The sequence below is a fragment of the Clostridium cavendishii DSM 21758 genome, from assembly GCF_900141845.1.
Classification (GTDB): Bacteria; Bacillota; Clostridia; order Clostridiales; family Clostridiaceae; genus Clostridium_AG; species Clostridium_AG cavendishii.
Genome location: NZ_FQZB01000023.1, coordinates 20,065 through 46,298 on the forward strand (window position 1 = coordinate 20,065; position 26,234 = coordinate 46,298).

General features: G+C 28.0%; 22 protein-coding genes and 1 riboswitch. Of the genes, 5 read left to right on the forward strand and 17 right to left on the reverse strand.

Annotation, left to right across the window (positions count from 1 at the left end; translation table 11 throughout):
* Positions 1 to 27 precede the first annotated feature (27 nt).
* The 4 genes from tsaE to BUB01_RS20865 are packed head-to-tail and all read left to right on the forward strand — an operon-like array spanning position 28 to position 2,106.
* Positions 28 to 492, forward strand: coding sequence for a tRNA (adenosine(37)-N6)-threonylcarbamoyltransferase complex ATPase subunit type 1 TsaE (tsaE, locus tag BUB01_RS20850; RefSeq protein ID WP_072993089.1), 465 nt, complete (start codon positions 28 to 30; stop codon positions 490 to 492).
* A complete protein-coding gene (gene tsaB / locus BUB01_RS20855) occupies positions 486 to 1,190 on the forward strand; it encodes a tRNA (adenosine(37)-N6)-threonylcarbamoyltransferase complex dimerization subunit type 1 TsaB (protein WP_072993092.1) in 705 nt (234 codons plus the stop codon). The genes tsaE and tsaB overlap by 7 nt, the downstream gene beginning before the upstream one ends.
* Positions 1,190 to 1,630, forward strand: a complete 441-nt coding sequence (gene rimI / locus BUB01_RS20860) for a ribosomal protein S18-alanine N-acetyltransferase (RefSeq protein ID WP_072993097.1) — start codon at positions 1,190 to 1,192, stop codon at positions 1,628 to 1,630. The genes tsaB and rimI overlap by 1 nt, the downstream gene beginning before the upstream one ends.
* A 56-nt stretch (positions 1,631 to 1,686) precedes the next feature.
* Positions 1,687 to 2,106, forward strand: coding sequence for a VOC family protein (locus BUB01_RS20865; protein ID WP_072993100.1), 420 nt, complete (start codon positions 1,687 to 1,689; stop codon positions 2,104 to 2,106).
* Positions 2,107 to 2,271: 165 nt separating this feature from the next.
* Here the strand turns inward: BUB01_RS20865 and BUB01_RS20870 are convergent, their stop codons facing one another.
* The 4 genes from BUB01_RS20870 to tex all read right to left on the reverse strand — a co-directional run bounded on the left by BUB01_RS20870 (position 2,272) and on the right by tex (position 8,169).
* Positions 2,272 to 3,657 carry an LPXTG cell wall anchor domain-containing protein gene (locus tag BUB01_RS20870; protein ID WP_072993103.1) on the reverse strand — a complete coding sequence of 462 codons (1,386 nt, stop codon included), beginning with the start codon at positions 3,655 to 3,657 and terminating at the stop codon, positions 2,272 to 2,274.
* Positions 3,658 to 4,153: 496 nt separating this feature from the next.
* Complete coding sequence (locus BUB01_RS20875; RefSeq protein WP_072993106.1) at positions 4,154 to 4,765, reverse strand: hypothetical protein; 612 nt, start codon at positions 4,763 to 4,765, stop codon at positions 4,154 to 4,156.
* A 319-nt stretch (positions 4,766 to 5,084) separates the two neighbouring features.
* Entirely contained in the window at positions 5,085 to 5,675 is a 591-nt protein-coding gene (locus BUB01_RS20880; RefSeq protein WP_072993109.1) for an ECF transporter S component, read from the reverse strand.
* Between the two features lie 135 nt (positions 5,676 to 5,810).
* Positions 5,811 to 5,930: riboswitch (FMN riboswitch) on the reverse strand.
* Positions 5,931 to 6,003: 73 nt separating this feature from the next.
* Complete coding sequence (gene tex, locus BUB01_RS20885; RefSeq protein ID WP_072993112.1) at positions 6,004 to 8,169, reverse strand: RNA-binding transcriptional accessory protein Tex; 2,166 nt, start codon at positions 8,167 to 8,169, stop codon at positions 6,004 to 6,006.
* Positions 8,170 to 8,308: 139 nt separating this feature from the next.
* Here tex and BUB01_RS20890 point away from each other — a divergent pair, with 139 nt between their 5' ends.
* Positions 8,309 to 9,667 carry a M28 family metallopeptidase gene (locus tag BUB01_RS20890; RefSeq protein WP_072993115.1) on the forward strand — a complete coding sequence of 453 codons (1,359 nt, stop codon included), beginning with the start codon at positions 8,309 to 8,311 and terminating at the stop codon, positions 9,665 to 9,667.
* Positions 9,668 to 9,795: 128 nt separating this feature from the next.
* Here the strand turns inward: BUB01_RS20890 and BUB01_RS20895 are convergent, their stop codons facing one another.
* The 13 genes from BUB01_RS20895 to BUB01_RS20955 form a co-directional block, all read right to left on the reverse strand.
* Entirely contained in the window at positions 9,796 to 10,149 is a 354-nt protein-coding gene (locus tag BUB01_RS20895) for a PqqD family protein (protein ID WP_072993118.1), read from the reverse strand.
* 20 nt (positions 10,150 to 10,169) lie between these two features.
* The gene (locus tag BUB01_RS20900; protein WP_072993121.1) at positions 10,170 to 12,113 is read right to left on the reverse strand and encodes an OPT family oligopeptide transporter; all 1,944 of its coding nucleotides are present in this window, start codon (positions 12,111 to 12,113) and stop codon (positions 10,170 to 10,172) included.
* A 143-nt stretch (positions 12,114 to 12,256) separates the two neighbouring features.
* Positions 12,257 to 13,099 carry a carbohydrate ABC transporter permease gene (locus BUB01_RS20905; RefSeq protein ID WP_072993124.1) on the reverse strand — a complete coding sequence of 281 codons (843 nt, stop codon included), beginning with the start codon at positions 13,097 to 13,099 and terminating at the stop codon, positions 12,257 to 12,259.
* Complete coding sequence (locus BUB01_RS20910) at positions 13,099 to 13,959, reverse strand: carbohydrate ABC transporter permease (protein ID WP_072993128.1); 861 nt, start codon at positions 13,957 to 13,959, stop codon at positions 13,099 to 13,101. The genes BUB01_RS20905 and BUB01_RS20910 overlap by 1 nt, the downstream gene beginning before the upstream one ends.
* 77 nt (positions 13,960 to 14,036) lie before the next feature.
* Positions 14,037 to 15,344, reverse strand: a complete 1,308-nt coding sequence (locus tag BUB01_RS20915; RefSeq protein ID WP_072993131.1) for an ABC transporter substrate-binding protein — start codon at positions 15,342 to 15,344, stop codon at positions 14,037 to 14,039.
* A 322-nt stretch (positions 15,345 to 15,666) separates the two neighbouring features.
* Positions 15,667 to 17,358: a flavin monoamine oxidase family protein gene (locus BUB01_RS20920; protein WP_072993134.1), complete on the reverse strand. Its 1,692-nt coding sequence runs from the start codon at positions 17,356 to 17,358 to the stop codon at positions 15,667 to 15,669.
* A gap of 128 nt (positions 17,359 to 17,486) precedes the next feature.
* On the reverse strand, positions 17,487 to 18,230 hold the full coding sequence (locus BUB01_RS20925) for a CPBP family intramembrane glutamic endopeptidase (protein WP_072993137.1): 744 nt from the start codon (positions 18,228 to 18,230) through the stop codon (positions 17,487 to 17,489).
* Between the two features lie 191 nt (positions 18,231 to 18,421).
* Positions 18,422 to 18,700: an STAS domain-containing protein gene (locus BUB01_RS23025; protein ID WP_072993140.1), complete on the reverse strand. Its 279-nt coding sequence runs from the start codon at positions 18,698 to 18,700 to the stop codon at positions 18,422 to 18,424.
* 3 nt (positions 18,701 to 18,703) lie between these two features.
* Complete coding sequence (locus BUB01_RS20935) at positions 18,704 to 20,743, reverse strand: methyl-accepting chemotaxis protein (protein WP_072993143.1); 2,040 nt, start codon at positions 20,741 to 20,743, stop codon at positions 18,704 to 18,706.
* 27 nt (positions 20,744 to 20,770) lie between these two features.
* Entirely contained in the window at positions 20,771 to 21,157 is a 387-nt protein-coding gene (locus tag BUB01_RS20940; protein ID WP_072993147.1) for an ATP-binding protein, read from the reverse strand.
* Positions 21,158 to 21,168: 11 nt separating this feature from the next.
* Positions 21,169 to 22,614, reverse strand: a complete 1,446-nt coding sequence (locus tag BUB01_RS20945; RefSeq protein ID WP_084109097.1) for a SpoIIE family protein phosphatase — start codon at positions 22,612 to 22,614, stop codon at positions 21,169 to 21,171.
* 340 nt (positions 22,615 to 22,954) lie between these two features.
* Positions 22,955 to 24,784 carry a tetratricopeptide repeat-containing diguanylate cyclase gene (locus tag BUB01_RS20950; protein ID WP_072993153.1) on the reverse strand — a complete coding sequence of 610 codons (1,830 nt, stop codon included), beginning with the start codon at positions 24,782 to 24,784 and terminating at the stop codon, positions 22,955 to 22,957.
* Positions 24,785 to 25,011: 227 nt separating this feature from the next.
* Positions 25,012 to 26,232, reverse strand: coding sequence for an NAD(P)/FAD-dependent oxidoreductase (locus BUB01_RS20955; protein WP_072993155.1), 1,221 nt, complete (start codon positions 26,230 to 26,232; stop codon positions 25,012 to 25,014).
* Positions 26,233 to 26,234 lie beyond the last annotated feature (2 nt).

Sequence of the window (26,234 nt, forward strand, 5' to 3'; positions counted from 1 at the left end):
TATGAATTTTTTAGAAAGGAGTTTGTTATGGAATTTTTAATAGATAGTGTTGAAAAAACTCTTGAAATAGGGAAAAAATTAGGTGAACTTGCTAAGCCTGGAGATATAATTTGTTTAACCGGAGATTTAGGTACTGGAAAAACTCATATAAGTAAAGGTTTCGCTAAAGGACTTGGAATAGATGATCATATAACTAGCCCAACTTTCAACATAGTTAATGAATACCATAGTGGAAGACTTACCTTATATCATTTTGATGTTTATAGAGTAAATGACCCTGACGAAATTTATGCTATAGGTTTTGATGAATACATATTTTCTAATGGTGTAAGTTTAATAGAATGGGCAAATTATATAGAGGAACTTATCCCTAATGAATACCTTCATATTCACATAAAGAAAGTTCCAGAGCTTGGTGAAAACTTTAGAAAAATTGTTTTGACAGCATATGGCTCAAAATATGATTATATAAAGGAGTTAAAAACATGTTAGTTTTAAGTATAGATTCTTCATCAAACGCAGCAACTTGCGCTATAGTAGATGAAACTTCTGTTTTAGCTGAAATTGCTTTAACAAATAAAAAAGAACATTCAGTATTACTTATGGATTTAATAGATGGCTTATTAAAACAATGTAATCTTACAATAAAAGACATTGATGGTTTTGCAACAAGTAAAGGACCTGGTTCTTTTACTGGTCTTAGAATAGGTATGGCTACTATAAAGGGGCTAAGCTTTGGTTCTAACAAGCCATGTGTCTCTATAAGTACTCTCCAAGGACTTGCTTTTAACGTTTCGCACTTTAACGGATTAATTTGTCCTATAATAGATGCCCTTAGAAACAATGTATACTGTGGTATATTCAAATTTACTAATGGTAACCTTGTCAGCCTTACTGAAGAAGCCTGTCTATCTTTAGAGGAAGTAATAAACAAAGTTAATGAACTTAATGAAGATGTAATCTTCTTAGGTGATGGTACATTAAAACATAAAAATGTTTTATCAGAAAAGGTTCCTAAAGCTAACTTTGCAGTTAACAACTTAAATTATACTAGAGCTTCTTCAATAGGTAGTTTAGGTCTAGAACTTTTACAAGCAGGTGTCCATGATGACTTGAATATCTCAGCTCCTGTGTATCTTAGAAAATCCCAGGCTGAAAGAGAATATGACAAGAGAATGGGGCTAGATTAATGGATTTTAAAATTTCTAAAATAAACCATGAAGATTTGGATGATTTAATGGAAGTTAATAACTTAAGCTTTAATATTCCTTGGAGCAAAGAATCTTTTGAAGCAGAAATTAATAACAAGCTTGCACACTATTTTGTAGCTCATGTGGATGACAAAGCTATAGGCTTCGGTGGAATGTGGCTAATAATAGATGAAGGGCATATAACTAATATTGCCGTTCATCCTGATTATAGAGGGTCAAGTATAGGAGATTCTATACTAAAAACTATGCTAGATTATTGCATTTCTAAGAATATTACTGCTATAACTTTAGAAGTTAGGGCTTCTAACACTATAGCTCAAAACCTTTATACTAAACATGGCTTTGTTACTGAAGGAATACGTAAAAAGTATTATGAGGACAATAGTGAGGATGCCATTTTGATGTGGAGGCGATGGTAAAGTGCAAATAAAAATTTGAACAACAATTATAAAACTTTATTTAGGATGGTGAAAATATGGTTCAATCAATTATTCATATAGCTTTAGTTGTTAAAGACTATGATGAGGCAATAGAATTTTATACTAAAAAACTTAATTTTACATTAATTGAAGACACTTATCAAGTAGAACAAGATAAACGTTGGGTAGTAGTATCTCCCCCTGGATCAAATGGGACTACAATCCTACTTGCAAGAGCTTCTAAACCTAATCAGGAAGACTTTATAGGTAATCAAGCAGGAGGTAGAGTTTTTCTATTTTTAAAAACAGATGATTTCTGGAGAGATTATAACGATATGCTTTCAAAAGGAATAGAGTTTGTAAGAGAGCCTAAAGATCAAGATTATGGAACCGTTGCTGTATTCAAAGATTTATACGGTAACCTATGGGACTTAGTTCAACTGAAAGAAAATCATCCTCTTTTTAAAAGAAACTAAATACGTTATAAAATCGCTTCAACTGTAAATTCCATAAAAAAAGAATGCTAGAAATTAAAGCATTCTTTTTTTTAAAATATACCAATTAAGTTTTTTAGCATAATTCTTTTATATTTATTTGTTATTACTTAAAACATATCTTATAAAATAAGAATATTAATTAATCTATTTTTCTTTATATAATACAAAGCTTCCTGAAACCACAAATAACAAACCTAATAAACTTATTAAATTCTTATTCATATTTGAACCAGTTTGAGGAAGTTCTTTTTTAGTTTTGATAATTGGATTATGTTTTTTTTCACCTTCACTACTGTTCTTTTGTGCGTTAATAACATTAGTAGTAACCTCTGGAGTTTCTTTCTTTGTGATACTATTATTATCTTTATTACTATCAACAGTATTATTGTTATCCTTATTATTCTCTACATTAGTACTACTACTTAAATTTATTGTAGTAAATCCTTTAGAACCTGCAACAGTTAAGTGAGAATCATCATATACATATAGTTGTTGCATTGAAGAATCGACTTCATACATTGGAATTAAATCGGAACCAAGAAATTTACATACAAAAGCTTTATTATTTTCTTTTGTAATAATCCAAGCTGAACCATTAATATCTGATGTTACTTTATTAAAGTCTTTTATTTTGCTTTCTTTTGTTAATTTATAAGTATTGTTTATCCAAGAATATTGTTCTATGTAATAACCTTTAGTAACATAAACATTATCACCAACTATACTTAAATCAGTAAGATAATAATAATCATCTCCTAGAGTATAACCACTGTTTTTTATAGAACATGTATTATTAAACACAACCTTACTACCAGACAGTTTTACTATTCTTAATTCATCTGCATTTAATACTTTATAATTGTTATTATCAGAATTAACAATGTTACGTTGAATCATTTGAATATTATTGTTCTTATCAAAAGTAACTGAACGAATTGAAAAATCTTTTTCAACATATTCAAATCCTTTATAATTGAATATTCCAGTATAATTCTTTTCATTATATTCAGATGGATTAAAAATATAATATTCATCACCGTTATTATCAAAAGTAATCTTAATATCTAATTCATAATCTATTAGATTAGTATTGTATTTCTTATTTATAATATCAAGTGCCGCTAGCTTAGCTGCATAGATATTATTATGTAATTCTTCAAGTTTATTATTATTAAAATTATATTTATATTGTGATGAATAAAAGCTATCCCCTATGACTTTACCAACGTCTATTACAGACTTTGAAGAAAATGGAATATCCTTCTTTGCTGAATTATTCTCTATAATTGCTAAGTTAGAAGAATTATTTGAATATTTATAGTAGCCATTTTCTAAAGTTTTATCTGAATAATTGATAAGAGTTTTATCTTTATATTGCGCTGCAAAATTAATATAAAGCTCATTATAGTTTAGATATTTAGGAACTTGTACTTTATCTGTAGTAATGACAGCAAATGTATTTATAGGTAGTACTAATATTATAAATACATATACTAATGGTAAAAGTAATAATTTTTTAATTTTTTTCACAACATGTCCCCCTAAAATAAAAATTGTATTTAAATTTTATAACAGTGGTTCTCATATTGTAAAGCGGTTTATTTATCCATATTTAATCGTTCCTATATTTAATAATATTTTTAGCTTCTTGTCCATAGGATAGATATTTATATGTTGACTTTATAATATTGTTTTTTCTAGAAACAATTATCCTTATATATCCTTCTGTGTATTTATTATCTTCTACCAATTTAACCTTTCGAGCGCTTATTTAATCTAAGCAAATTATTCCTATAGGCTCTTTTACCTTTATCCCTTTTACATTATTAAAATTATCTTTGATATTTTAATCTAAGTCATGTATATTTAAAATTCCAAAGGCTAGCATGATTTGTAAATTAGCAATCATTTTAAATTTTTTATATACTTTTAAATATATTTATTCTGTAATTGTATAAATACTACTGACAATAAAAAACTCCTTCTTACGAAATTCCGCAGAAAGGAGTTTTAAAATAACTATTTATTACTTCCTCTTTTTTAAAAAATCACCTATCATATTATTAAAATTTAATTCACACGATATATTAAGTTTATCATCAACCACTTCGGCTTTTGTAAAATTAATAAATTTATTCTTTATATATATTTTTTCATTCTTCTCATCAACAGTAAAATCCTCTGATGAATTATCACTCAATACCTTTAATACTTTGCTATTTGGAATTTTTATCTTCCCTAAGTAAGCATCTATTAATTTTAAAGAAATTGCTCCATTTTCTTCTGAAACCTCAAAATTTGACGTATTAACAGTATCTATAAAACCGATAACTTTTGTAGGTATATATAGAGTTAATTTATTTTCTTTAAATTCTAACTTGAATTTCTCAAACTTAGTTATATCTTTTATTACTTCACTTGTATTTACTTCATCAAGTTTGATACTTACACTTTTATTGTGTATATTAACATTTTTTAAGTTAGATATTATTTCTACAATATTTTTTTTATTTATATTTTCAAACTCAATATTTTTTTGTGGAAAAACTAAATATACTGCACCACAACTACACAAAATTAGTATTATTAAACAAACTACGATTTTATTTTTTTTATTAATTTTACTATTCTTAAACATTTATCATTTATACTCCAATCTATATAATATTGTAATTAATATGCATATTATTTCAAATTATGTTTACCTTAAATATAATAACACTACTTATTTTTTTCTACAATTAATCCACTAAATATAAAATTCATTAAATTTTATAATATGTAATATACTATTTTATTACTATAATATCTATCTCTATTAAATATATTATAAATAAGAAAGAAGTTAAAAGCCTCTTAAACTCTTAACTTCCTTGTCTTTAATTTATAGAAAAATATATAAATTAGTAATGATTTAATACCTAAAAGTATAGTTGAAAATTTATATACTTTTCTTTTTATAATAAAGCCTTTTTATTATTTTCTTTTAAACTTTCCTTCTTTATCACAGGTAATATTCCTTTATATAAAGCTAATGTTGCAACTGATACTACTGAACCTTTTATTAGGTTAAACGGCAAGATTACTGTTGATACAAAAACTGCTACATTACCAAAATTCATTTTAAACATTTTTGCATACATAGGTAGTAATACAAAATAATTTAAAAGTGATGCAAAAACTGCCATAACTACAAACCCAATAATTAATGAAAGTATAGTTTGCTTTCTGTCTTTACCTCTCTTATATATGCTAGCTGAAGTAAACACCCATACTGCTCCTACAGAAAAGTTTGCAAGCTCTCCTATCATTGCTGATCCACTACCTTTTATTAAAGCATATATTAAATTCTTAATCAATTCTATAACAACACCTGCTACTGGTCCTAGAATAAAACCTCCTATTAAAGCTGGTATATCAGATAAATCAATTTTTAAAAATGGTGGAAAACCTGGAATAGGGAAATCAAAGTACATTAGTACAACTGCTATAGCCCCTAAAAGAGCTATTTTAATTTGTTTGTTTAATCTTTCATTTACATTTTTCATGTCTAAAACCCTCCAAAAAATTATTTGGATTGTCTGGGGCCTTAGTATTAGAATTAGACCAGCTATTCAAAAAAGCCCTGATAAATACAACATTTACCAGGGCTTTAAAGTACAATTTCAGAATAATCCTAAGACTATTACCTTCTTCCATCCAGACTATACTGTCGGCCTCGGAATTTCACCGAATCCTACGAAAAATTTCGCTCGCGGGCTATAACCGCCGGTGGGGACTTACACCCCGCCCTGAAGATAATCCTATTAAGTTTTATATTTCAATTATATTATCTTGTTTAATTTTTGACAAGGTCTTTTTTGAATTTTTTTGAAACTAATTAGTTTCTTTTTTCATAGATAAAGATATTCTTTTTCTCTTTTCATCTACTTCTAATATTCTAACTTCTACTATATCTCCAACACTAACAACGTCTAACGGATGTTTTACAAACTTATCTGCCATTTGACTTTTATGCACTAAACCGTCTTGATGAACTCCAATATCTACAAAGGCACCAAAATCTGATACATTTCTAACAGTTCCCATAAGAGTCATTCCTGGTTTTAAATCCTTTAAGTCTATAACTCCAGATTTTAATATTGGCTTAGGTAATTCTTCTCTAGGGTCTCTACCAGGTTTCTTTATTTCCTTTATTATATCTATTAAAGTAGGTTCACCAATACCTAATTTCTCTGCTAAAACCTTTGTTCCTATATTATTTACTCTAGCATCTATATCTACAAGTTTTCCATTTTTTAAATCTTCTTCTGGATAACCAAGCTCTTTTAGAAGTGCTTTAGCCGCAGAATAAGATTCTGGATGGACACCTGTATTGTCTAAAACTTCTTTACTTTCCATGACTCTTAAGAAACCAGCACATTGCTCATAAGCTTTTTGACCAAGTCTCTTAACCTTTAAAAGCTCTTTTCTAGTTGTAAATTTACCATTTTCTTCTCTATAGTTTACTATATTTTGTGCTATAGATGCATTTACCCCTGAGATATAACTAAGTAATGATGGCGTTGCTACATTTAAATCTACACCTACATTATTAACACAGTCTTCTACTACACCAGCTAAAGATTCATCTAATTTCTTTGGTGTAACATCATGTTGATACTGACCCACTCCTATTGATTTAGGATCTATCTTAACAAGTTCTGCTAAAGGATCTTGAAGTCTTCTTCCTATTGATATAGCACCTCTAATAGTTACATCTAAATCTGGATATTCCTTATTTGCAAGTTCTGATGCTGAATAAACAGACGCTCCCGCCTCTGAAACTATAACATAATAAACCTCTTTTCCTGTTTCCTTTTTAATTTCGGTTATCATTTCTGCTATAACTTCTTCTGATTCTCTAGAAGCAGTTCCATTCCCTAATGATATAACTTCTACATCATACTTATATATTAATTCTTTAAGCACAGCTATAGTTCCTTTAATGTCATTTCTAGGTAATGTTGGATATACTGTAGCCTTTTCTACGAACTTTCCTGTATCATCTAAAACAGCTACCTTACACCCCGTTCTAAATCCTGGATCAAATCCCATAACTACTTTCCCTTTAATAGGTGCTATCATAAGAAGTGCTTTAAGGTTAGCTTTAAATATATCTATAGCTCCTTGTTCACCTTTATCTGTAAGCTCACTTCTTATTTCTCTTTCTATTGAAGGATAAATAAGTCTTTTTAAAGAATCCTTAACTGAAGCTTCTAAATATTTATCTGTTTCTTTATTTCCTTTAAGTACTTTTCTATTTAAATAATCTATTATAATATCCTCATTAACAGTTATCTTAACTGAAAGTATTTTTTCTTTTTCTCCTCTATTTATGGCTAGGATTCTATGAGAAGGAATAAATCTTACAGGTTCCTTATACTCATAATACATCTCATAAGGTGTAGTTTCTTCTGAACTTCCCTTAGTTTCAATAACACCTTCCCTATTTACATAGCTTCTTATCCATTTTCTATAGTCTGCTTCATCTGAAATCATTTCACTTATTATGTCACCAGCACCATTTAAAGCATCTTCTATAGAATTAACAGCTTTTTCTTCATTTATGTATTTAGCTGCTTCTTCATTTATATCTCCTCTAAACTTGCCTTCAAATATAAGCTCTGCTAAAGGCTTAAGTCCTTTTTCTGTAGCTATAGTAGCTCTAGTTCTCTTTTTTTGTTTATAAGGTCTATAAAGATCCTCTACTTCTGTTAATATAGTACTTTTTAATATATTTGCTTTAAGCTCTTCAGTAAGCTTTCCTTGCTCCTCTATAAGTCTTATTACGTCTTCTTTTCTAGCTTCTAAATTTCTTAAATAAGTTAACCTTTCAAAAAGATTTCTTAAAACTTCATCTGAAAGACCACCAGTTACCTCTTTTCTATATCTAGCAATAAAAGGCACAGTATTTCCATCATCTAAAAGACCTATTACGCTTTCAACCTGTTTTAATGAAATATTAAGTTCTTTCGCTAAAATATCATTTATAATATTCATAAAGCCCTCCTAAATTGTATCTACCTAGTTATTATTATATTACTATTAACAATTAATTCAAGTTTTTATGAGCTTTATAGAATATATACTAATATATTTACATAAAAATAAACTATAACTTATGTAAGGAGAGCTCTTTATGAGAAATTTTATAATAAAGCTAATTAACTTTTTTGTATGTTGTACACTTTTTTCTTTTATAACACTATTAGATTCTACACAAGAGCTTAAAGCATTTGATAAAAATAAGGTTTTAGACTCTATAAAATATCTTGCTTCTGATGAATTAAACGGACGTTTGTCTGGCAATTCTGGAAATTTTAAAGCTATGTCATACATAAAAGAAGGCTTTAACCAAACTAAGCTTTCCCAATTTAATAATAGCTACCTTTCTCCATTTCAGGTTAATTACCCTGTTAAAACTAATGGTAACCCAGAGCTTAAAGTTTATGATAAAAAAGGAAATTTACTCAAAAGTTATGAATATAATAAAGACTTTAAAGAAAGTGGTTTAAACTTTAAAACTAATTCTCTTACATTTACTTCTAAAGATAAAATAAATCTATATCCTAGATCTTTTGAAATAATCCAAGGTGATAAAAGCTTTTTATTTTATACTGCTAGATTTAATGATTTTCCTTTTAGAAGCTCATTCATGTATGATGCTCGAAGTGATTTATATACAATTTTGTCTCCTGAAACATTTAACGATCTAATAGGCTACTACAAAAAAGACTTTACTATTACTTGCAACTTTCCATATAAGGTTGAAAATACTACAATCTATAATGTTGTTGGCAAAATTAAAGGAATAAATCCTAAACTTCCTCCATTAGTACTAACCGCCCACTTTGATCATGTTGGACAAGATTTAAATAATACAACTTATAAAGGAGCTTTGGACAATGCATCTGGAACAGCTTTTTTACTAGAATTAAGTTCATATTTAAGAACTCTACCACCACCTGAAAGAGATATAATCTTTGTAGCATTAAATGCTGAAGAATTTGGGCTTTTAGGTTCTAAAGACTTTGCTGAAAAGAACAAAGGGCTCTTAAAAGATGCTACTGTAATAAATTTTGATATGATAGGTAGTGATTATAAAATACCACTATCAATTATGAGTGGGAAAAAGGTTCCTAAAGACTCAAAATTACCTAAGGAATTTGAGAGCTTTTGCAAACAAAATTCGATACCAACAAGATTACTTTTTGAAGATTCTTCTGACCATGCTAGTTTTAATAATGAAGGAATAAATGCAGTAACATTAAGTGATGGAGATTTAAGTAAAATACACACACCCGATGATAATTTTGAATTTATACGTCCATCTGCTATAGATAGAGCTTTTAAAGTTGCTTGGTTTAAAATAGATAGTCTTTGTTATTCATATCTTCCACTTGAAATATTAAATATGAAATATGTAAAAATAAATGGCCTTATTTTCCTAGGATTTCTTGTAATAGCACTATTTATAAAACCTAAAAAAACAGAGTAGTAGCTTAAAAGTAAATTTAATTTTAAAAACTTTAAATTAAATATTATTAAATTAACTAAAATAAGGTATGCTAAATTATTGTATATTTTAGCATACCTTATCTTTTATATATTAATTTAAAAATTTGATTACTGATTATTACTTTGAAACTTTATCCAATTTCTTCTGTTTAAATATCTTAAAAATAAAATTAACCTATTAGTCATATTATCAGAATCACTTGGGAATTTTGAATTTAACATATCTAATATTTCTAAAACATTCCGTTTACTATCCATAATACTCCAAACATAACTACCTATTTCATCTAATTCTATATCTGTTACTTTAGGTTTCTTAAACACTTTACTAGCAAACTTTTCTATAAATTTATCATGATAAAACATTAAATATATTTTTCCCTTTCTTTCCTCATAAGTACTATGTTTTTTTATAGGAATATAAAGCATAAAGTTTTCTTTATTTTTTTCTCTAGGTTTCATTATAACAACTCCAAATATTATTAAGCTTTTCTTTCTTTGACTACAAAGCTATAGAATATAAGTATTAAAACAATAAACATAAATAGTGCAAATCCTTTACTAGCCGAAAGAACTGGTATTATTTTAGGACCTATTCCTACAGTATCAGCTAAGCCACCTGCTGTTAAACCAGCAACTAATATTCCTACTAGCGCATCTCCAGCAACTAAACCTGAAGAAAATAATACTCCTAATTCTATTTTTTGTTTTCTCAACTCATCCTTAGCTTTAAATTGTTTTTCTACAACTAATCTTATAATTCCACCAATTAAAATAGCTGAACTTAAGCTTATTGGTAAATATATACCAAGAGCAACTGGTAAAACTGGTAATCCTAGAAGTTCAATAACTATTCCAAGCGCAGCTCCAACTAAGACCAAAGTCCAAGGAAGCTGAGCATTCATAACACCTTGAACAACCATTGACATCAGAGTAGCTTGAGGTGCTTGAAGTCCCTTATCTCCTCCAATTCCATAAATATTAATAAGTAAAAGCATCGCTGCTCCACCTGCGATAGCAGATATAATTAACCCTATAATTAAACCTAACTCAACATTTTTTGGTGTTCCGCCTATAACAAAAGTAGTTTTTAAAGCTTGTGAAGTACCCCCAGCAACTGCTGTAGCAACACAAACAATAGCTCCAGCTAATATTGCTATTATCATACCTCTAGTTCCAACTACCCCTATAGCCTTTAGTATAGCTGTAATAAATAATAAAGTTGCAATTGTCATACCTGATACTGGATTATTAGATGCTCCAATAATACCACAAATTCTAGCAGAAACTACTGCAAATAAAAATGAAAATATTACTGCAAATATAGCCCCAACTGGATGAATTGATAACATAGGTAATAACCATGCTAATAAAAATACCAATATAGCCGCACCTAAAACATAAGTCATTGGTAAGTCTAACTCTGTCCTCTTAACCTCTCCATGTGAACCACCCATTCCACTTAATGCCGCCTTTATAGATTTAAATATAATTGGTATTGATTTTCCTAAACTTATAAATCCACCTGCTGCAACTGCACCAGCCCCAATATATCTAATATAATTTCCTCTAACTGCACTAGCTGACATTTGTGCAATTGGTATTGTAGATGGAAATACAGCTGTTTGAAGCCCTTCTCCAAAGAATTTTATTAATGGAATAAGACCAAAATAAGCTATTACAGCTCCAGAAAACATATACGTAGCTGCTTCTATTCCAACTATAAACCCTACTCCTAGTAATGATGCTAAAGCATCTATTCCATACATACTTTGAAAGATATTTTTCCCACTTTGAACTATATTTATATCCCATGTAGGACTTTCAGACCATAATAATAATCCACCTGATAAGAATTTAAATAGCCCACCTCCTGCTAGACCAGTAGCAACATTTTTGAATCCTTCACCTCCTGCAGTTGAGTTTACAAGAACTTCAGATGCTGCCATACTTTCAGGATAAGCTAGCTTACCATGTTCTTCAACTATTAAATATTTTCTAAGAGGAATAACAAATAAAATACCTAAAACCCCTCCTAAAATAGTTACAAGAACTATTTGTAATATAGTAATTGTTTCTCCCCAAATAACTACTGCTGGTAAGGTAAATACAATTCCCCCAGCTAAAGATTCTCCTATTCCTGCAACACCTGCAACTAAATTTGCCTCGAATATGCTTTTTCTCCCCATAGCATATAAAAGAGCTGTTCCCAAAATAGATGCTGGTATAATGGCTGCAATAGTCATACCAACTTTTAAAGCAAGATATACATTTGCAGCTGCAAATATTGCCGCAAGTATTGAACCTATAAGTATAGATGCTATTGTTAACTCTGGCAATGCCTCATTAACTGATATGTAAGGTTTATAATTTTCTCCATCCACTCCTCCATAAGCAGCTTGAGAAAGACCTTTTCTGTCTGCCATAAAAATCTCCTCCTTTTTATTAATTTAAATATTAAACTTACTCATAGTTAATATGCTAAATTTCCCTTAAAATAATACAAAGAAATATGAAAAAATATAAGCTACGAAATATATATTTTTTTATATCTCGTAACTTATATTATTTATGACTTAATACTTCCAGCTGTAATCGATTTTATTATATGCTTTTGTGCTAGAAAGTAAAATACTATTACTGGAATTATAGTAAGCACTAGACCTGCTAAAGCAAAATTCCATTGCTTTGTATATTCTCCAAAGAAAAAGAAAGTTTTAAGGGGTATTGTCTGCGTTGCTGGTTTATTTATTACTAGGGATGGTAATAGGAAGTCATTCCAGATCCAGACGACATTCAATATAGCTACTGTTATAGTTGTAGGTTTTAAAAGTGGAAAGATTATATACCAAAATGTTTTAAACTTACTACATCCGTCTATCATCGCTGCATCTTCAAGCTCTCTAGGTATACTCTTTAGAAAACCATGATATAAAAATATTGATAACGATGAACCAAAACCTAAATACATAAATATAAGGCCACCTATATTTAGAAGATTTAGCTTACCCATTATTCTTACAAGAGGTAGCATTACAGCTTGAAAAGGTATAAGCATAGCTGCTATAAACATATAAAATGTTATTGTACTTGTCTTTCCATTGTTTCTTTCAAGAACCCATGCTGCCATAGATGTAAATATTATTATTACTACTACACTTGTTGCTGTTACAAATATTGATATTCCTAAAGTCTTAAAAAATTGTAATCTTTCAAATGCAGATTTATAATTATCTGTAGTCCAAATAGCTGGAAAATATAATGTACTTTCAAAAAGCTCTCTTTTGCTCTTAAATGAATTTATAAAGATAATATAAAAAGGAGATAAAAAAAGTAATGCTAATAATATACCAAATATACCTAAAACAATATTATTAAACTTCAATTTAGATCTTCGTTTTTTCTGTTCCATTAAGCATCTACCTCCTTTCTCTTAGAAAGATAAACTTGTGTTAATGTAATAACTGCAACTATTATAAAAAGAATAAATGCTTTAGCCTGTGCTACTCCCATTTGATTAAATTTGAAAGCTGAATCATATATGTTCATAGCCATCATCTGGGTAGAATTAGCTGGACCTCCAGCAGTTAATGAAAGATTTTGGTCATATAATTTAAATGAATTTGATAAAGTTAAAAATATACTTATAGTAAAAGCTGGTCTAACTAAAGGAATAACAATATGTTTTAATCTTTGAAGCTTTGAAGCTCCATCTATTTCCGCAGCTTCAAGTAAATCTTGAGATATATTTTGTATAGCTGCAATGTATATAACCATAAGATATCCTGCCATCTGCCAACTCATGAGTATTACTAATGCCCAAAATCCAGTCTTGCCATCTGATAACCATCCCATAAGAGAATTATTTCCTGTAGCCTTTCCTATACTTGCAAATACCTCTTTAAATATGAATTGCCATATGAATCCTAATATTAATCCCCCAATTAAATTGGGCATAAAGAATATAGTCCTAAGTAAATTATTTATTTTCAAATTTCTAGTAACTAATAAAGCTAGCCCAAATCCTAAAAGATTTAAAACTATAACCGATACAATAGTAAACTTTGCTGTAAAAATAAAAGAATTAAAAAAAGTCTTGTCACTTAAAGCTATAGAATAATTTTTAAATCCTATAAAAGTTAAATCTGATTTAATTCCATTCCAATCAGTAAAAGAATAATATATTCCAAAGAAAAAAGGTAATAATACCACTACAAAAAATGCTAAAAGTACAGGCAACAAAAATAACCAAAAACTTATTCTTTTTTTCATAAGCCCTCCTATAATTTCAAAAAGTGTGTTTGCATTTTATAATTATTAACCTTTAGCAAACACACCTAAATTACTTATTACTTATTTCTAGCTTCACCCCAAGTTACTTTTGCATTTTCAACAAGTTTATCCCAAGTTAAATCCCCTGCTATATATTTTTGAATATCATTTCCTAATTTATCCTGACCCCAGCCAGTTGGATATCCCATAAATACCCACGGACTTGTTTTACCTTCATTTGAATACTTTAATATTGCTTGGGATAATGGATCTGCTGGTTTTAAATTATCTCCATCATAACCTTTAAATGCAGGTATAAAGTTAAAGTCCTTTATTATCATTTCTTTTCCTTTATCTGAAGTATATAACCAGTTTAAGAAATCCTTAGCTGCTTTTTTGGTAACATCATCTTTCTTGCTATTTATAGCCCAATACATAGGTACTCCTACTGGAAGACAACCTTCTTTAACTCCATCTAAAGACATAGGTACAAAACCTACATTCTTAGCAACCTTTTCATCTACACCCTTTATTCCACCATAAGCCCAGTTACCTTGCTGAATCATAGCAACCTTACCTAATGCAAATTCCTTTTCAACTTGTGTAGGATAAGTAACACTATTTATTGATTTATTGCTTCCATCCGGCTTATATGCATATTTAATTTGTAGATCTAACAATTTCTTTAATTGCTCATTATACTTAAAGTCTATAGTCTTAGCTTCAAAAGCCTTCTTAACATCAGTAAATTCACTACCAAATGCTACATTTGAAAGATGCAATCCTGTAACCCACTTTTCACTACCTGGAAGGCATATTACTGCATCTAATCCTAAATCTGCTTTCTTAGAGTCTAATGTAGCACAAGCTTTCTCTAAATCTGCATAAGTCTTTATAGTTTCTCCATCTATTCCTACCTTAGAAAAAATGTCTTTATTGTAAATAAGTCCATATCCCTCTTGGTTAAATGGCATACCTACTATTTTTCCCTCATCCATCTTAACAGCCTCTAAAGTTCCTGGGAATGCTTTATCTATCCATGGTTCTTTAGATAAATCTTCAAGCTTTTCTTTCCAGTCTATAGCATCCTGAGTTCCCCCTATATTATATATAGCTGGTTCCTCACCTGATGCAAATTTTGATTTGAGTGCAGCCCCATAATCGTCACCACCACCGATTGTTTGTATGTTTATTTTTACATTCTTATTTATACTTGTATATTCTTTTGCTGCCTTATCAAGTGCATCCTTAGCTTCTACCTTAAACTGAAAAATATCAATTTTTACATTGTCCTTCTTCTCTTCTGTCTTAGTACCACAAGCAACTGCACTTAATGACAAACTTAATACACATGCCCAAGCAATAACCTTTTTTACCTTTTTCATAAAACAATCCCCTCTCAGTAATCGTTTGCGCAAAAGTTCAATAAAAATCCCTTTAAAAGAATTTATTTTATTTACCCTTGTACAATTAATTTTTCTTCATTAAATACTTATGATATTTTAATTAGTAATATTACTAAAGTTATTTATATTAATTGAAAATTTTTTTATAGAATTTTAATATTAAATCTTAATTTATTAATTAAAAACATATTATTTCCCTTAAATAACTGTATAAATTAAAATTGAAGGTTAATTTTATCTAATTAAAAAAGATAACATTTACCCTCAATTCTCCACTTTCACTTTTAAATTATTTTAAACTCTATAAAATACAACAATACTTAACTATATCATTTGCAGCTTTCATTCCACTATTTAAAGCTCCCTGAATCCAACCATGAGCAAGTGAAGTATGTTCACCTGCAAAATATATCCTGTTATCAAACTCTGGTTTTATAGCATCATATACAAAAAGCCTATGTTGTTCAGGCATTAAATAGCAAAAGCCTCCATTAAACCCTCTTTCATTGTTCCAGTCAACATTTTTATAATCTTTTACTATTGAATCAAGATAACCCCTTTCAAGATTATGCACTTCCTCTAATTGTCTTTTTATTTCATTTACTTTTAAAGCATTATCTACCTTTCCTAACCTTATAGAATCCTGATTTAAATTATAAGAAGCCAACAAAACTCCAGGACTACTCACAGCATTATATTTTTTATTTTTATTAAGTGATTTATAACCTGGATACCATATAGTTGTAATTGGCAAATCAGTATATGAACCTCCACCTACTATCCTCTCCTTAGGCCCTCCTTTTTCCCAAAATCTTTCGCTACACATAAAAAGAGTTTTCTGGCTTGAGGTATAATTTAATTCTCTTATAGCTTGCATTTTTTCTGTGCTAAACATAGGATTTAAATTTATGTTACAAAAGCTAGAAAAAGGATTTGCACAAATGACAAAATCAAACTCTCCTTTAAAAGCATCCTTCTGCTTCCTATTTTTATACTCTAATATAACCTTATTCCTTTCAAAACCCTTATATATACCTGTTACAGTTGTCCCAGTATTAAAAACAACTTTACCTATATCTTTTTCTTCAATATTACAATATTCTCTAGGCTTTTTAGATATTAATGAATTATAAAATGCGAGTGGTAAATTAACCATTCCATCAACTATCTCATATCTATAAGCATAATCTATAGTATAATTTTCTATAAGGTTCTCTAAATAGCTATTATAATAAAGTTCTCCAAGCATTGGAACAATGTTCGATATTAAATCTATCGCTCCTTTACTTAAACCCATTTTATTGAGCATCTTTCTTATACTTAAAGAATCCATATATTCAATCTGAACAGAATATTGTTTTTTTATTTGTAATAGCTCCTTTCTTATCTCTGGTTCTAATCTCAATAAAGGTGTCATAGTTGCATAATCAAGTAATTTTTGCCATGGTGTAACTTTTTCTCTTTCCGTCAAATCAAACTGAGGATAAATCTTCTCCATTACACCTTTTCCCTGTGCATCATTTCTTACTCTTGTATTTCTTACATAAATAAATGTATTTTCATTATATTGGATAAAAGGTCTAGTATTTAACTTAAATAAATTTATATAATGCCAAACTGTTTGATGACTTACAGGTATTCTCATAGCTCCAAACTCACCATATAAATTTCTATACTTATCAAAATAATAAGTATAAATTCTACCTCCAATACGTTTCTCATCCATCTCAAATATGCTGATATCAAAACCAACCTTCCTTAATTCAAAAGCAGCTGCTAATCCTGCAAGACCCCCACCTATTATCCCAACTTTAAGCCCTCTACATTCTATTTGTGAACCAATAGTTCTAATATCCTTTGGAGGATTAAGTAATTCTATTATATTATCAAAATCTTCGCTATGCTTAGCTTCATCTAACGCTATTTTTATCATGTTATATCTTTCTTCATCTGTTGGACTATTTGGCTGGATATATCTACTCTCCCGCTCCAACCTATCTCAACTCCTTAAAAACAATACGTCTACTGTTTAATATATTATTTTTTCTAAAATAAAAGACCAATATTGTACTGTGGAATAATCCTACTAGCAAAATATCGATCTTAATTTAGATATTAAATTTAGATATTTTTTTCATAATCTTTCTTTAAGTATTTATGCCTAACTCTAAAAACTATAATTACTACAAAAATTATAGTAATTAAAGAAATACTTGCAGCCTCTAATCCTAAAAAAGTAAAATTTTGTGGATTAATTAAGTAAGTTAAAATAGCATTTGGTAAATTAACTAAAAATGCTATTAATAAGTTATTGCCAGATAATTTAAAAGCTAAAGCAAACATCATACCTACTAAAAATAAAGTTGAAAGCATTGATAAGCTTCTAAAGCTTGGATATCCTAAATGGTATAAGGAAAAGGTTAAGCCTGATAATATTATTGCTGGTATTGTCCCAAAAATCTTTTCATATCTAGTTTGAAAAAAACCTCTAAAAAGAAATTCCTCAAAAAATGTTGTCATTACTAAAGGAATTGTTAAATATATCATTTGATTAATAGATACCATTTCAAAATGTTTAGTTTTAAGCTGTCCACCTACTGAAAAAACAATAAATACACTAGCTATAATAATTCCTTTTAAATCTAACTTTTTAAAACCTAACTCTTTTAAATCTGCTTTCTCATATTTAAAAACATATATTAACGGAATTATTAAACTCAATAATAAACCATATCCACCTTGATAAAAAAGATATTGTAACCATCCTCCAAAAAAGTTTGCCATACTATTTACTATAATAATAAATACTAAAAGAACTATGCTTAATAACAAAAATTCATTTCTTTTTAAATATTCTCCTTTCATCCGTACACCTCCAAAACTACTATTCAATAACTATCTTTATCATTTATGCATAAGGCCACAAATTCATTTATTTTCATATTATGATATTCTAATATCTTTATTCACAAATACCCCCATTAATATTATTATATTACAAAATTGTAAATTTTAAAAAGGAACCCATTAATTATGAGTTCCTTCCATACAACTATTTAAATTCCAAATACTTTATCTAATCTTGTTAGATTAAAAATCTTCATAACCTGTGGATCATTAACTGAATAAAGTTTAACACTCCCATTTAATTCATTACATTTCTTATAAATGGTTACTAATACTCCAAGGCCTGTACTATCAATAAATTTACAGTTTTTAAAGTCAAAAGTAAAAAATTTTTCACCTTTATTTATTAAGTTATTTATTTGTTCTCTAAATTCATCTGCCTCATCTACAGCAAAATTTTCTGGTATTACCATATTTATTTCATTCATCTTTTACACCTCTTTAATCATAAATTTTTCTACAAGATTATTTAAACTATTTGCCATAGCGCTAGTCTCTTCAGCACTGGCAGCCAAATTTTGAATCGCTGCTGATTGTTCTTCAGTAGATGCAGAAACCTCTTCACTATGTGCTACTGTTGTTTCTGCAATAGTTGCAACTGAGTCTATAAGTTTTACTATTTTATCAGAACTTGCAACTTCATCTCTAGTAACATCTGCTATTGAATTAATATCTTTCACTATTTGCTCTACTGCACTTATTATGTTAATAAAAGAATCATCCGTTTCACTTGCTATAACTACCCCATTATCTACAGCTTGTTTACCAATACTCATCGATTTTACAGCTTTATCTATTTCCATTACCATTTCGTTTACTAATGAAGAGATTTCATTAGAACCAATATTAGTTTGCTCTGAAAGCTTACGTACCTCATCAGCGACTACTGTAAAACCTTTTCCATGCTCTCCAGCTCTAGCCGCTTCAATGGCTGCATTTAAAGCTAATAGATTTGTTTGAGTTGAAATATTATTAATTGTGCTAATAATTCCATTAACTTTTTTAGAAAGTTCATTAAGCACTTCTAAAATTTCAGCTGTTTCAGTAGTTACTTTATTAATGTCTTTAATAGCTGCAACCGTTCTATTAACCTTAACCCTTCCCTCCTTAGCCACACTCATAGTATTTTCAGAATTATTTTTTGCTGTACATGCTCTATTTTGGGCTATTTGAACTAAACTTGAAAGTTGAACTAAAACTTCCGAAGTTTCAATTATAGAATTATTTTGATTTTCTGCATTTGCTGCCACTTCCTGTATACTAGAAGTAATTTCTTCGGTGGATGTATTTATTTCTTCACTAGAAGCTGATATTTCTTCTGAGGATGCCGTAAGCTCTTCGGAACCCTTTCTAACATTAGCTATTATTTCTGTTTGATGTTCAATCATTCCATTAAAATATTCACCTAAAGTTTGTATCTCATCTCTTGTCCTTATATCAGCTCTCCCTGTTAAATCACCATCTCCGGCTTTAATCATTAAATCCTCTAAATGCTTAATTGGTCTTATTATATTTCTTGTTGTAAATAAATAGCTTAATGCTACAGAAATAATTAAGGCAATTACACCTATAATTACAGTATTTATCCTAATTGCTCTTGCTGGAGCCATATATTCATCATAATTTGCAGTTATTACTACTACAAAATTGTTAACTGGTGTGAAGCTTACAAATTTATATGCTCCCTCATAAGTGTAATATCCTGAATCCGTTTTACCAGATTTCATTTTATCTACTAACGCTTTTAATTCAACATTAGTTGTTTCACCTGCATTTTCTTTAAGTATTTTTTCATTTTTAGGATGATATACAATCAATCCATTTTTATCAATCATATATGCATAACCGCTTTCACCAACTTTAACCTTAGCTACATCTTTACAAATACTATCAAATTTAATAGTACCAACTACAGTACCCACAATTTTATCATTATATTTCAATGGATAAGCTATTGCCATTATAGGCTTTTGGGTTACTTTTGATAATAAAATATTACTTACATTTTTCTCTCCTTCTAATGCCTTTTTTACATATTCCCTATCACTTAAATCTATATTACCGGTTACATCACCACTACTAACTACTACTTTACCTAAACTATCTGTAACAACTAAAGTTTCAATTAAGCCGCTATGTTGTAGCTGTATTGTTTTTAGATAGTTATTATCATCTTCTATATCTTTATTTGAACCTGATGCATTTAAAGCTAGACCTTTGTCTAAGCTTAAAATGTTAACACAATTCTCTACTCCTTTAATTGATTCCTCAACAATTTGTGATGTTTGATTAGTATTTTGTTTTAATTGTTGTTCAATTGAACTTTGCATAGATTTTGAAGTAATAATAGATGAAAAAACACCTAAGATAACTACTACAATAGTTATAATACTTAAAAATAGTAGAAACATTTTTGTACTTAGACTCTTCTTCTTATTTGTATCTTCTTTTCTTTTTAACTTCTTATTCATAATTCTTCTCCCGCCATACTATAATATTTACACCTTTAACTGTTTTTGCAGAATTAAGACATTATTTTTTACTTCCATCTTATCTGCTATACTACTTATAATAAATAAGCCCCTACCACTATTACTTAATATATCCTCCTCTAAAGCTGTATCATATATTTGTGTCTCATGAAATCCATTCCCACAATCCTCTATTTCAAAATTTATATATGTACCATAATAAAAATATCTTAAATATATAGGTTTATTCTTATCCCCTTTATTTCCATGTTTAAAAGAATTTGTTAAAGCTTCAGTGAGCATTAATCTAATATCAAAGCCATCATTACAAACACCTAAATCACAAATAATTTCATCTATAGTTTCTTTATATTTAGATAACCCATATAAAATAAATTCACCCTTCCTCCTCACGATACCACTCCTTATTTTATTTCTAATGCAACTAATGTACAGTCATCCTTCAATCCATCTAACTCCGTTAACATATTAATTAAAAAATTATTTAAATAATTTTTCAGCTCACTTATGTTACTAGCTTTGTAGCATTCTTTTTCCATTTCATCATGAAGTATGAAATCTAATCCATCCGTAAAAAAATAAAATTTATCTTTTGGTTTAAAATTAATTATTATTTCATCAAATAGGCTATCTTCAAACATACCTAAAAAAGGACCTCTTACAACTTTTTTTTCATATTGCTCATTTGTCTGAAAAATAAATTCATTAATTCCTGCGCCTACTACTATTGATCTATTATTTTTAAAATCCAATTTAAAACAGCATGCTGCAATATAACTATCCCCCAAATAGTTGACTATTTTACTATTTAAATAATCTATTATAGTATTAGGTTCCTGACTATTTAAAACTGCTTCATTAAATAAAACATTACATGCAGATATATTTAGAGCCGCTGTAAGTCCTTTCCCTTTCACATCTCCTATTATGCCAATAACACTATCTTCATCAATTTTATTTATATTATAGAAGTCACCACTCACTGTTTTTGCTGGTATATAAATTCTTTCCATATAAGCCTTATCCTTTAAAGGAAACTGTTGCTGCAAAGCCATTTTCTGAATTTTAGCTACTGAACCTAAACTGCTTTTCATTTTAGTAATTTCTCTCATTATAGAAAGAATTGCTGGCTTTTCTTTATACAATATATAACTTGAAGATACTTCAAAATCAACTAATCTTCCATTATCTAAAAGAACCTTGTAGTCAAATATTGTTTTAGTTTTTTTAGACTTCAAAATTTTTTCCATTCTTTTTTCTATAACCTTTTCATAGTTTGGAACTAAGCTATGAATATTTTTTCCGATAACATTGTTATAATATTTCGATGCTATCTCATTAGCTAAAACTATTTTATTATCCACAATAATAAGAACGGGTTCCGGAAAGATATTGAAAATCTCCTCATATTTTTCTTGGGTCTTTTCTAACTTATTCTCAAAAAATTCTTTTTCAGTAATTTCCCTTAACTTCTTAACAATCAAAATTGGATCACCACTATAATCTAATATAGGTCTATATATACACTCCATATATTTGTTAAGTTCTTTTATATATTTTTGAAATTTTTGAGTTTCTCTAGTTACAATTGCCTTTTGATGAAAACATTCGTTACAATCTTGTCCTATATTTAACACTTCACACAACTTTTTCCCATGTATTTCATCAGATGTTTTATTATAATATCTATACAAAGTTTCATTACAAAAAATAATTGTTTTATCTAAATTACATATTGCTACCATATCAGAAATATTATTTATTCTTGCTTTAAGAATTTTTTCATGAATATGCATCCATTCATTCATATCCTTATTTTTGTCAATGTGTTCTCTTTCAAACTTTTCCACACTATTCACCTCTATATTCTTATATAATTATTTGGCTATTCTATTTTTTATGTTTTATGACATTTTAAATTATATTAAACATTATATTACAAATCTAACTATTTTAAAACTAGTCCAAAAGTAATAAAAAGAAGAAATTTACAATATTTTTTACTATTATCCTATTTTAAGTAATAAAATGTTATATTTTATTATAAATATAATTAATTAATTTAAAAATCTAAAAGCCATTAATTTTACTTTTAATAAAGCAAGATATTCTTATAATCCGACTCATAATTATAAACAATTTCTATATAAAAAAATACAAGCTTAATTATAATAATAAGCTTGTAAAAATTTATATTTCTATTTTATTTTTTCCGTTACTCTTTGCCTTATATAAAAGTTTATCTACCTTTTCTATAAAAACATCTATTTCACTTCCGTCATAACTCTTAAATCCCCCACTGATACTTATCTTAAGCTCTTTATTAGGCATATATTTAAAAGTTTTTCTCTCTATTTCATAGCGTATGTTATTTATAATTTCTAAAGAATTTATATATGTTTTTTCCCTAAACACTATTATAAATTCTTCTCCTCCAAATCTAATAATAAAATCATCATTAGTTATATTTTCTATTAATATTTTACTTATTTGTTTTAAAACAGTATCCCCTATAATATGTCCAAATTTATCATTTATATTTTTAAAATCATCTATATCTATCATAGCCATTTGAAATTCTTCTTTATTATCTATTAATTTCTTAAGTTTTCCATAGCCAAAAGATTTTGTACAACACTTAGTTAAATAATCTAAATTAGCTAACTTTTTAAGTTTTTCCTCACTTAATTTTCTTCTTTTAATCTCAAGAAATAACCGTTTAACCATTATAGTCATTATTACTGTTGATAATATTAAAACTACTAACAATGAATTTTTAAAATTATTCTTTACTAGTATTGCATCCTTTTCCCTTTGAAGTGCTTCTAATTTTTCTTCATTCACTGTATTGTTTATATCTACTATAGAACTTATCAAATTTCTTATAGTATCTTCACTAAAACGTTTTTCACTATTTTCTAAATAATCATCATAGTACTTTTTATAATCAAAATCTTTAAATTCATATTTTATTGCTAGAATATCTTTTGCTTGTTTAGCTGCATCTACACAATTGTTATTAGCTTTAAAGCCGTCTAAAGCTTTATCATAATATATTTTTGCATTTTTAAAATCTTTTATTTTTACATAATAATCTCCATAATATCTATACACATATAAAATATTTCTATTATCCCCTACTCTATTAAAAAAATCCTCAGCTTGTTTTAAATAAGATAGAACTTTGTCCAATTTATTACTTTCAAGATTTGATATAGCTAGATTTATAGCCATTCCATCACTTATATCTGTACCATTTTCTTTATCATAACTTTTATATGACTCATATACTTTATTTGAATATTCCTCTAATTTCTCTTTATCCTTTATCATTTCATAATAAATTAGTTTAGAATACAGAACCTTTATTTTCATATCTTTATTCAATTTCTCTTCATCAAATTTCTCTATTTCATTAAAATATTTTTTAGCTTTATCCTCTATTGAATTTTCTGCATATATTTGTATGAAGTTTGCATATATATTTAGTTTAATATCACTCTCATTATAATTGAATATCTCTTTTAATCGTACCCTATCCATTTTAATCATTTCTATAAATTTATAAGAATATTTAAGTCCTTCACTATAATTTTTAATATCTAAATAATATTCTGATCTTTCCATATATAGATTACATAATGGTGCTTTTCCATATTTATCTGATTTATATTTTTCTTCTGCCATATCATAATACTTATCAGCTTCGTTATTATCACCTTTAATATTATAGCAAAAAGCCAATGCCTGTAATTCATTTCCTTGTTTTATCAAATCATTATTCGATTTATATTGTTCCTTTAACTCTTCAATTTCTTTATCTACTCCTTTAACAGCTCTTTTTTCTGTTATATTTAAAAATTTTAGAGTATCATCTAGTATAGTTTTTTGCACTTCAATTTCATGATTAACCTTTTGCTTTTCCATGTTATTAAATAATATATAAACAGCTAATATAAATATCATTACTATAATTGCTATTAATACTAATGTTCTCACTTTATATTTTTTATTAAACATTAATGTAACCCTCTGTATTCTTATAATTTATTAAAATAATTAATTCTATACTTATAAGTATACTTAATACTTGTAATTTCTTCAATTATTTTTAATAAATTCAATTTTATGTAAATAATCTATATAACTAATAAATTTCATATAAATTATTACTTTTTAACTTTAACCATAGTTATCATAATATACTAGAGCAGTACTCCCCTTAAAAAGCACTGCTCAAATTTTATCTAATATGAAAAAGCTCCATCTCTTTTTATATTAAAGAAATCACTATAATCTATATCAAATATATTCTTATTTATTTTTTGAATAGAATGTTTATTTTTAATTAGCTCAGCTAATACGCCACAATAAGAAATATCGCCCTGTAGAATAGCTCCATAAATCACATCATCTTTATGAATGATTTTTTTATATACATTTCCTCTTTTGAATATATCTACATTATATGAATCATCTGGAGCATTAATTAATCCTATAGAAACTGAAGGGACTCCAAAGAAATTCATAGAATTTTTAAATCCAAATTCATCATCAATATATTTTTCGTGTCCACTCATATTGTATGCTGCAACAGTAGCTTGTTTTACTGCAAGAGGCCAAATACCAATTTTACCAATTACATCTCCAGCTGCATAAACATCTTTATAAGAAGTTTCACACTTTGAATTTATTATAATTCCTCTGTTCATCTTTTTACTATCTTCATTTATAAACGAAGTATTTGCTCTTACTCCAGCCGCAACTATTACAATATCACCATTTATTATAGATCCATCTCTAAGTTCAACCCCCTGTACCATTGAACTCTCGTTTATAATAGCCTTTGTAACTCCAACACCTGTGTATATTTCTCCCCCATGCTTTATTATTTCTGTTTTATACACCTTTGAAGATTCTTCATCTAATTGAAGAGGTAAAATTCTTGGTGCCATTTCTACTATTTTTACTTTTATACCTTTTTCAATTAGTCCATAAGCAGCATCTATAGCTACTAATCCCCCGCCTATTATTATTGCACTTTTAATCTTCGTTAAGGATTCTTTTATTTGCAATGCATCTTCAATATTTCTTAAAACATAAACATTCTCACACTCCCTTAATCCCTCTATTGGAGGAATAGTTGAACTTGCTCCAGATGCAATAAGCAATTTATCATAAGCTATAGATTTATCATCTTTTGTAACTATTATTTTATCCTCAACGTTTAAATTAATTACTTCTGTTCCCTTTATCCAATTAATATTATACTTTGAAAAGAAATCATCTTCTATAAAACTAATTCCTTTAGTATCCCTAATTCCCCCAATAACAAGGTGTAACATACATCTAGAGTAAACTTCTTCATCTTTAGATACTATAGTAATACTTGAATATTTGTCTAGTTTTCTAAGTGTTTTTGCTGCAGTTATTCCAGCTGCACTAGCACCAATTATTACATAATTCATAT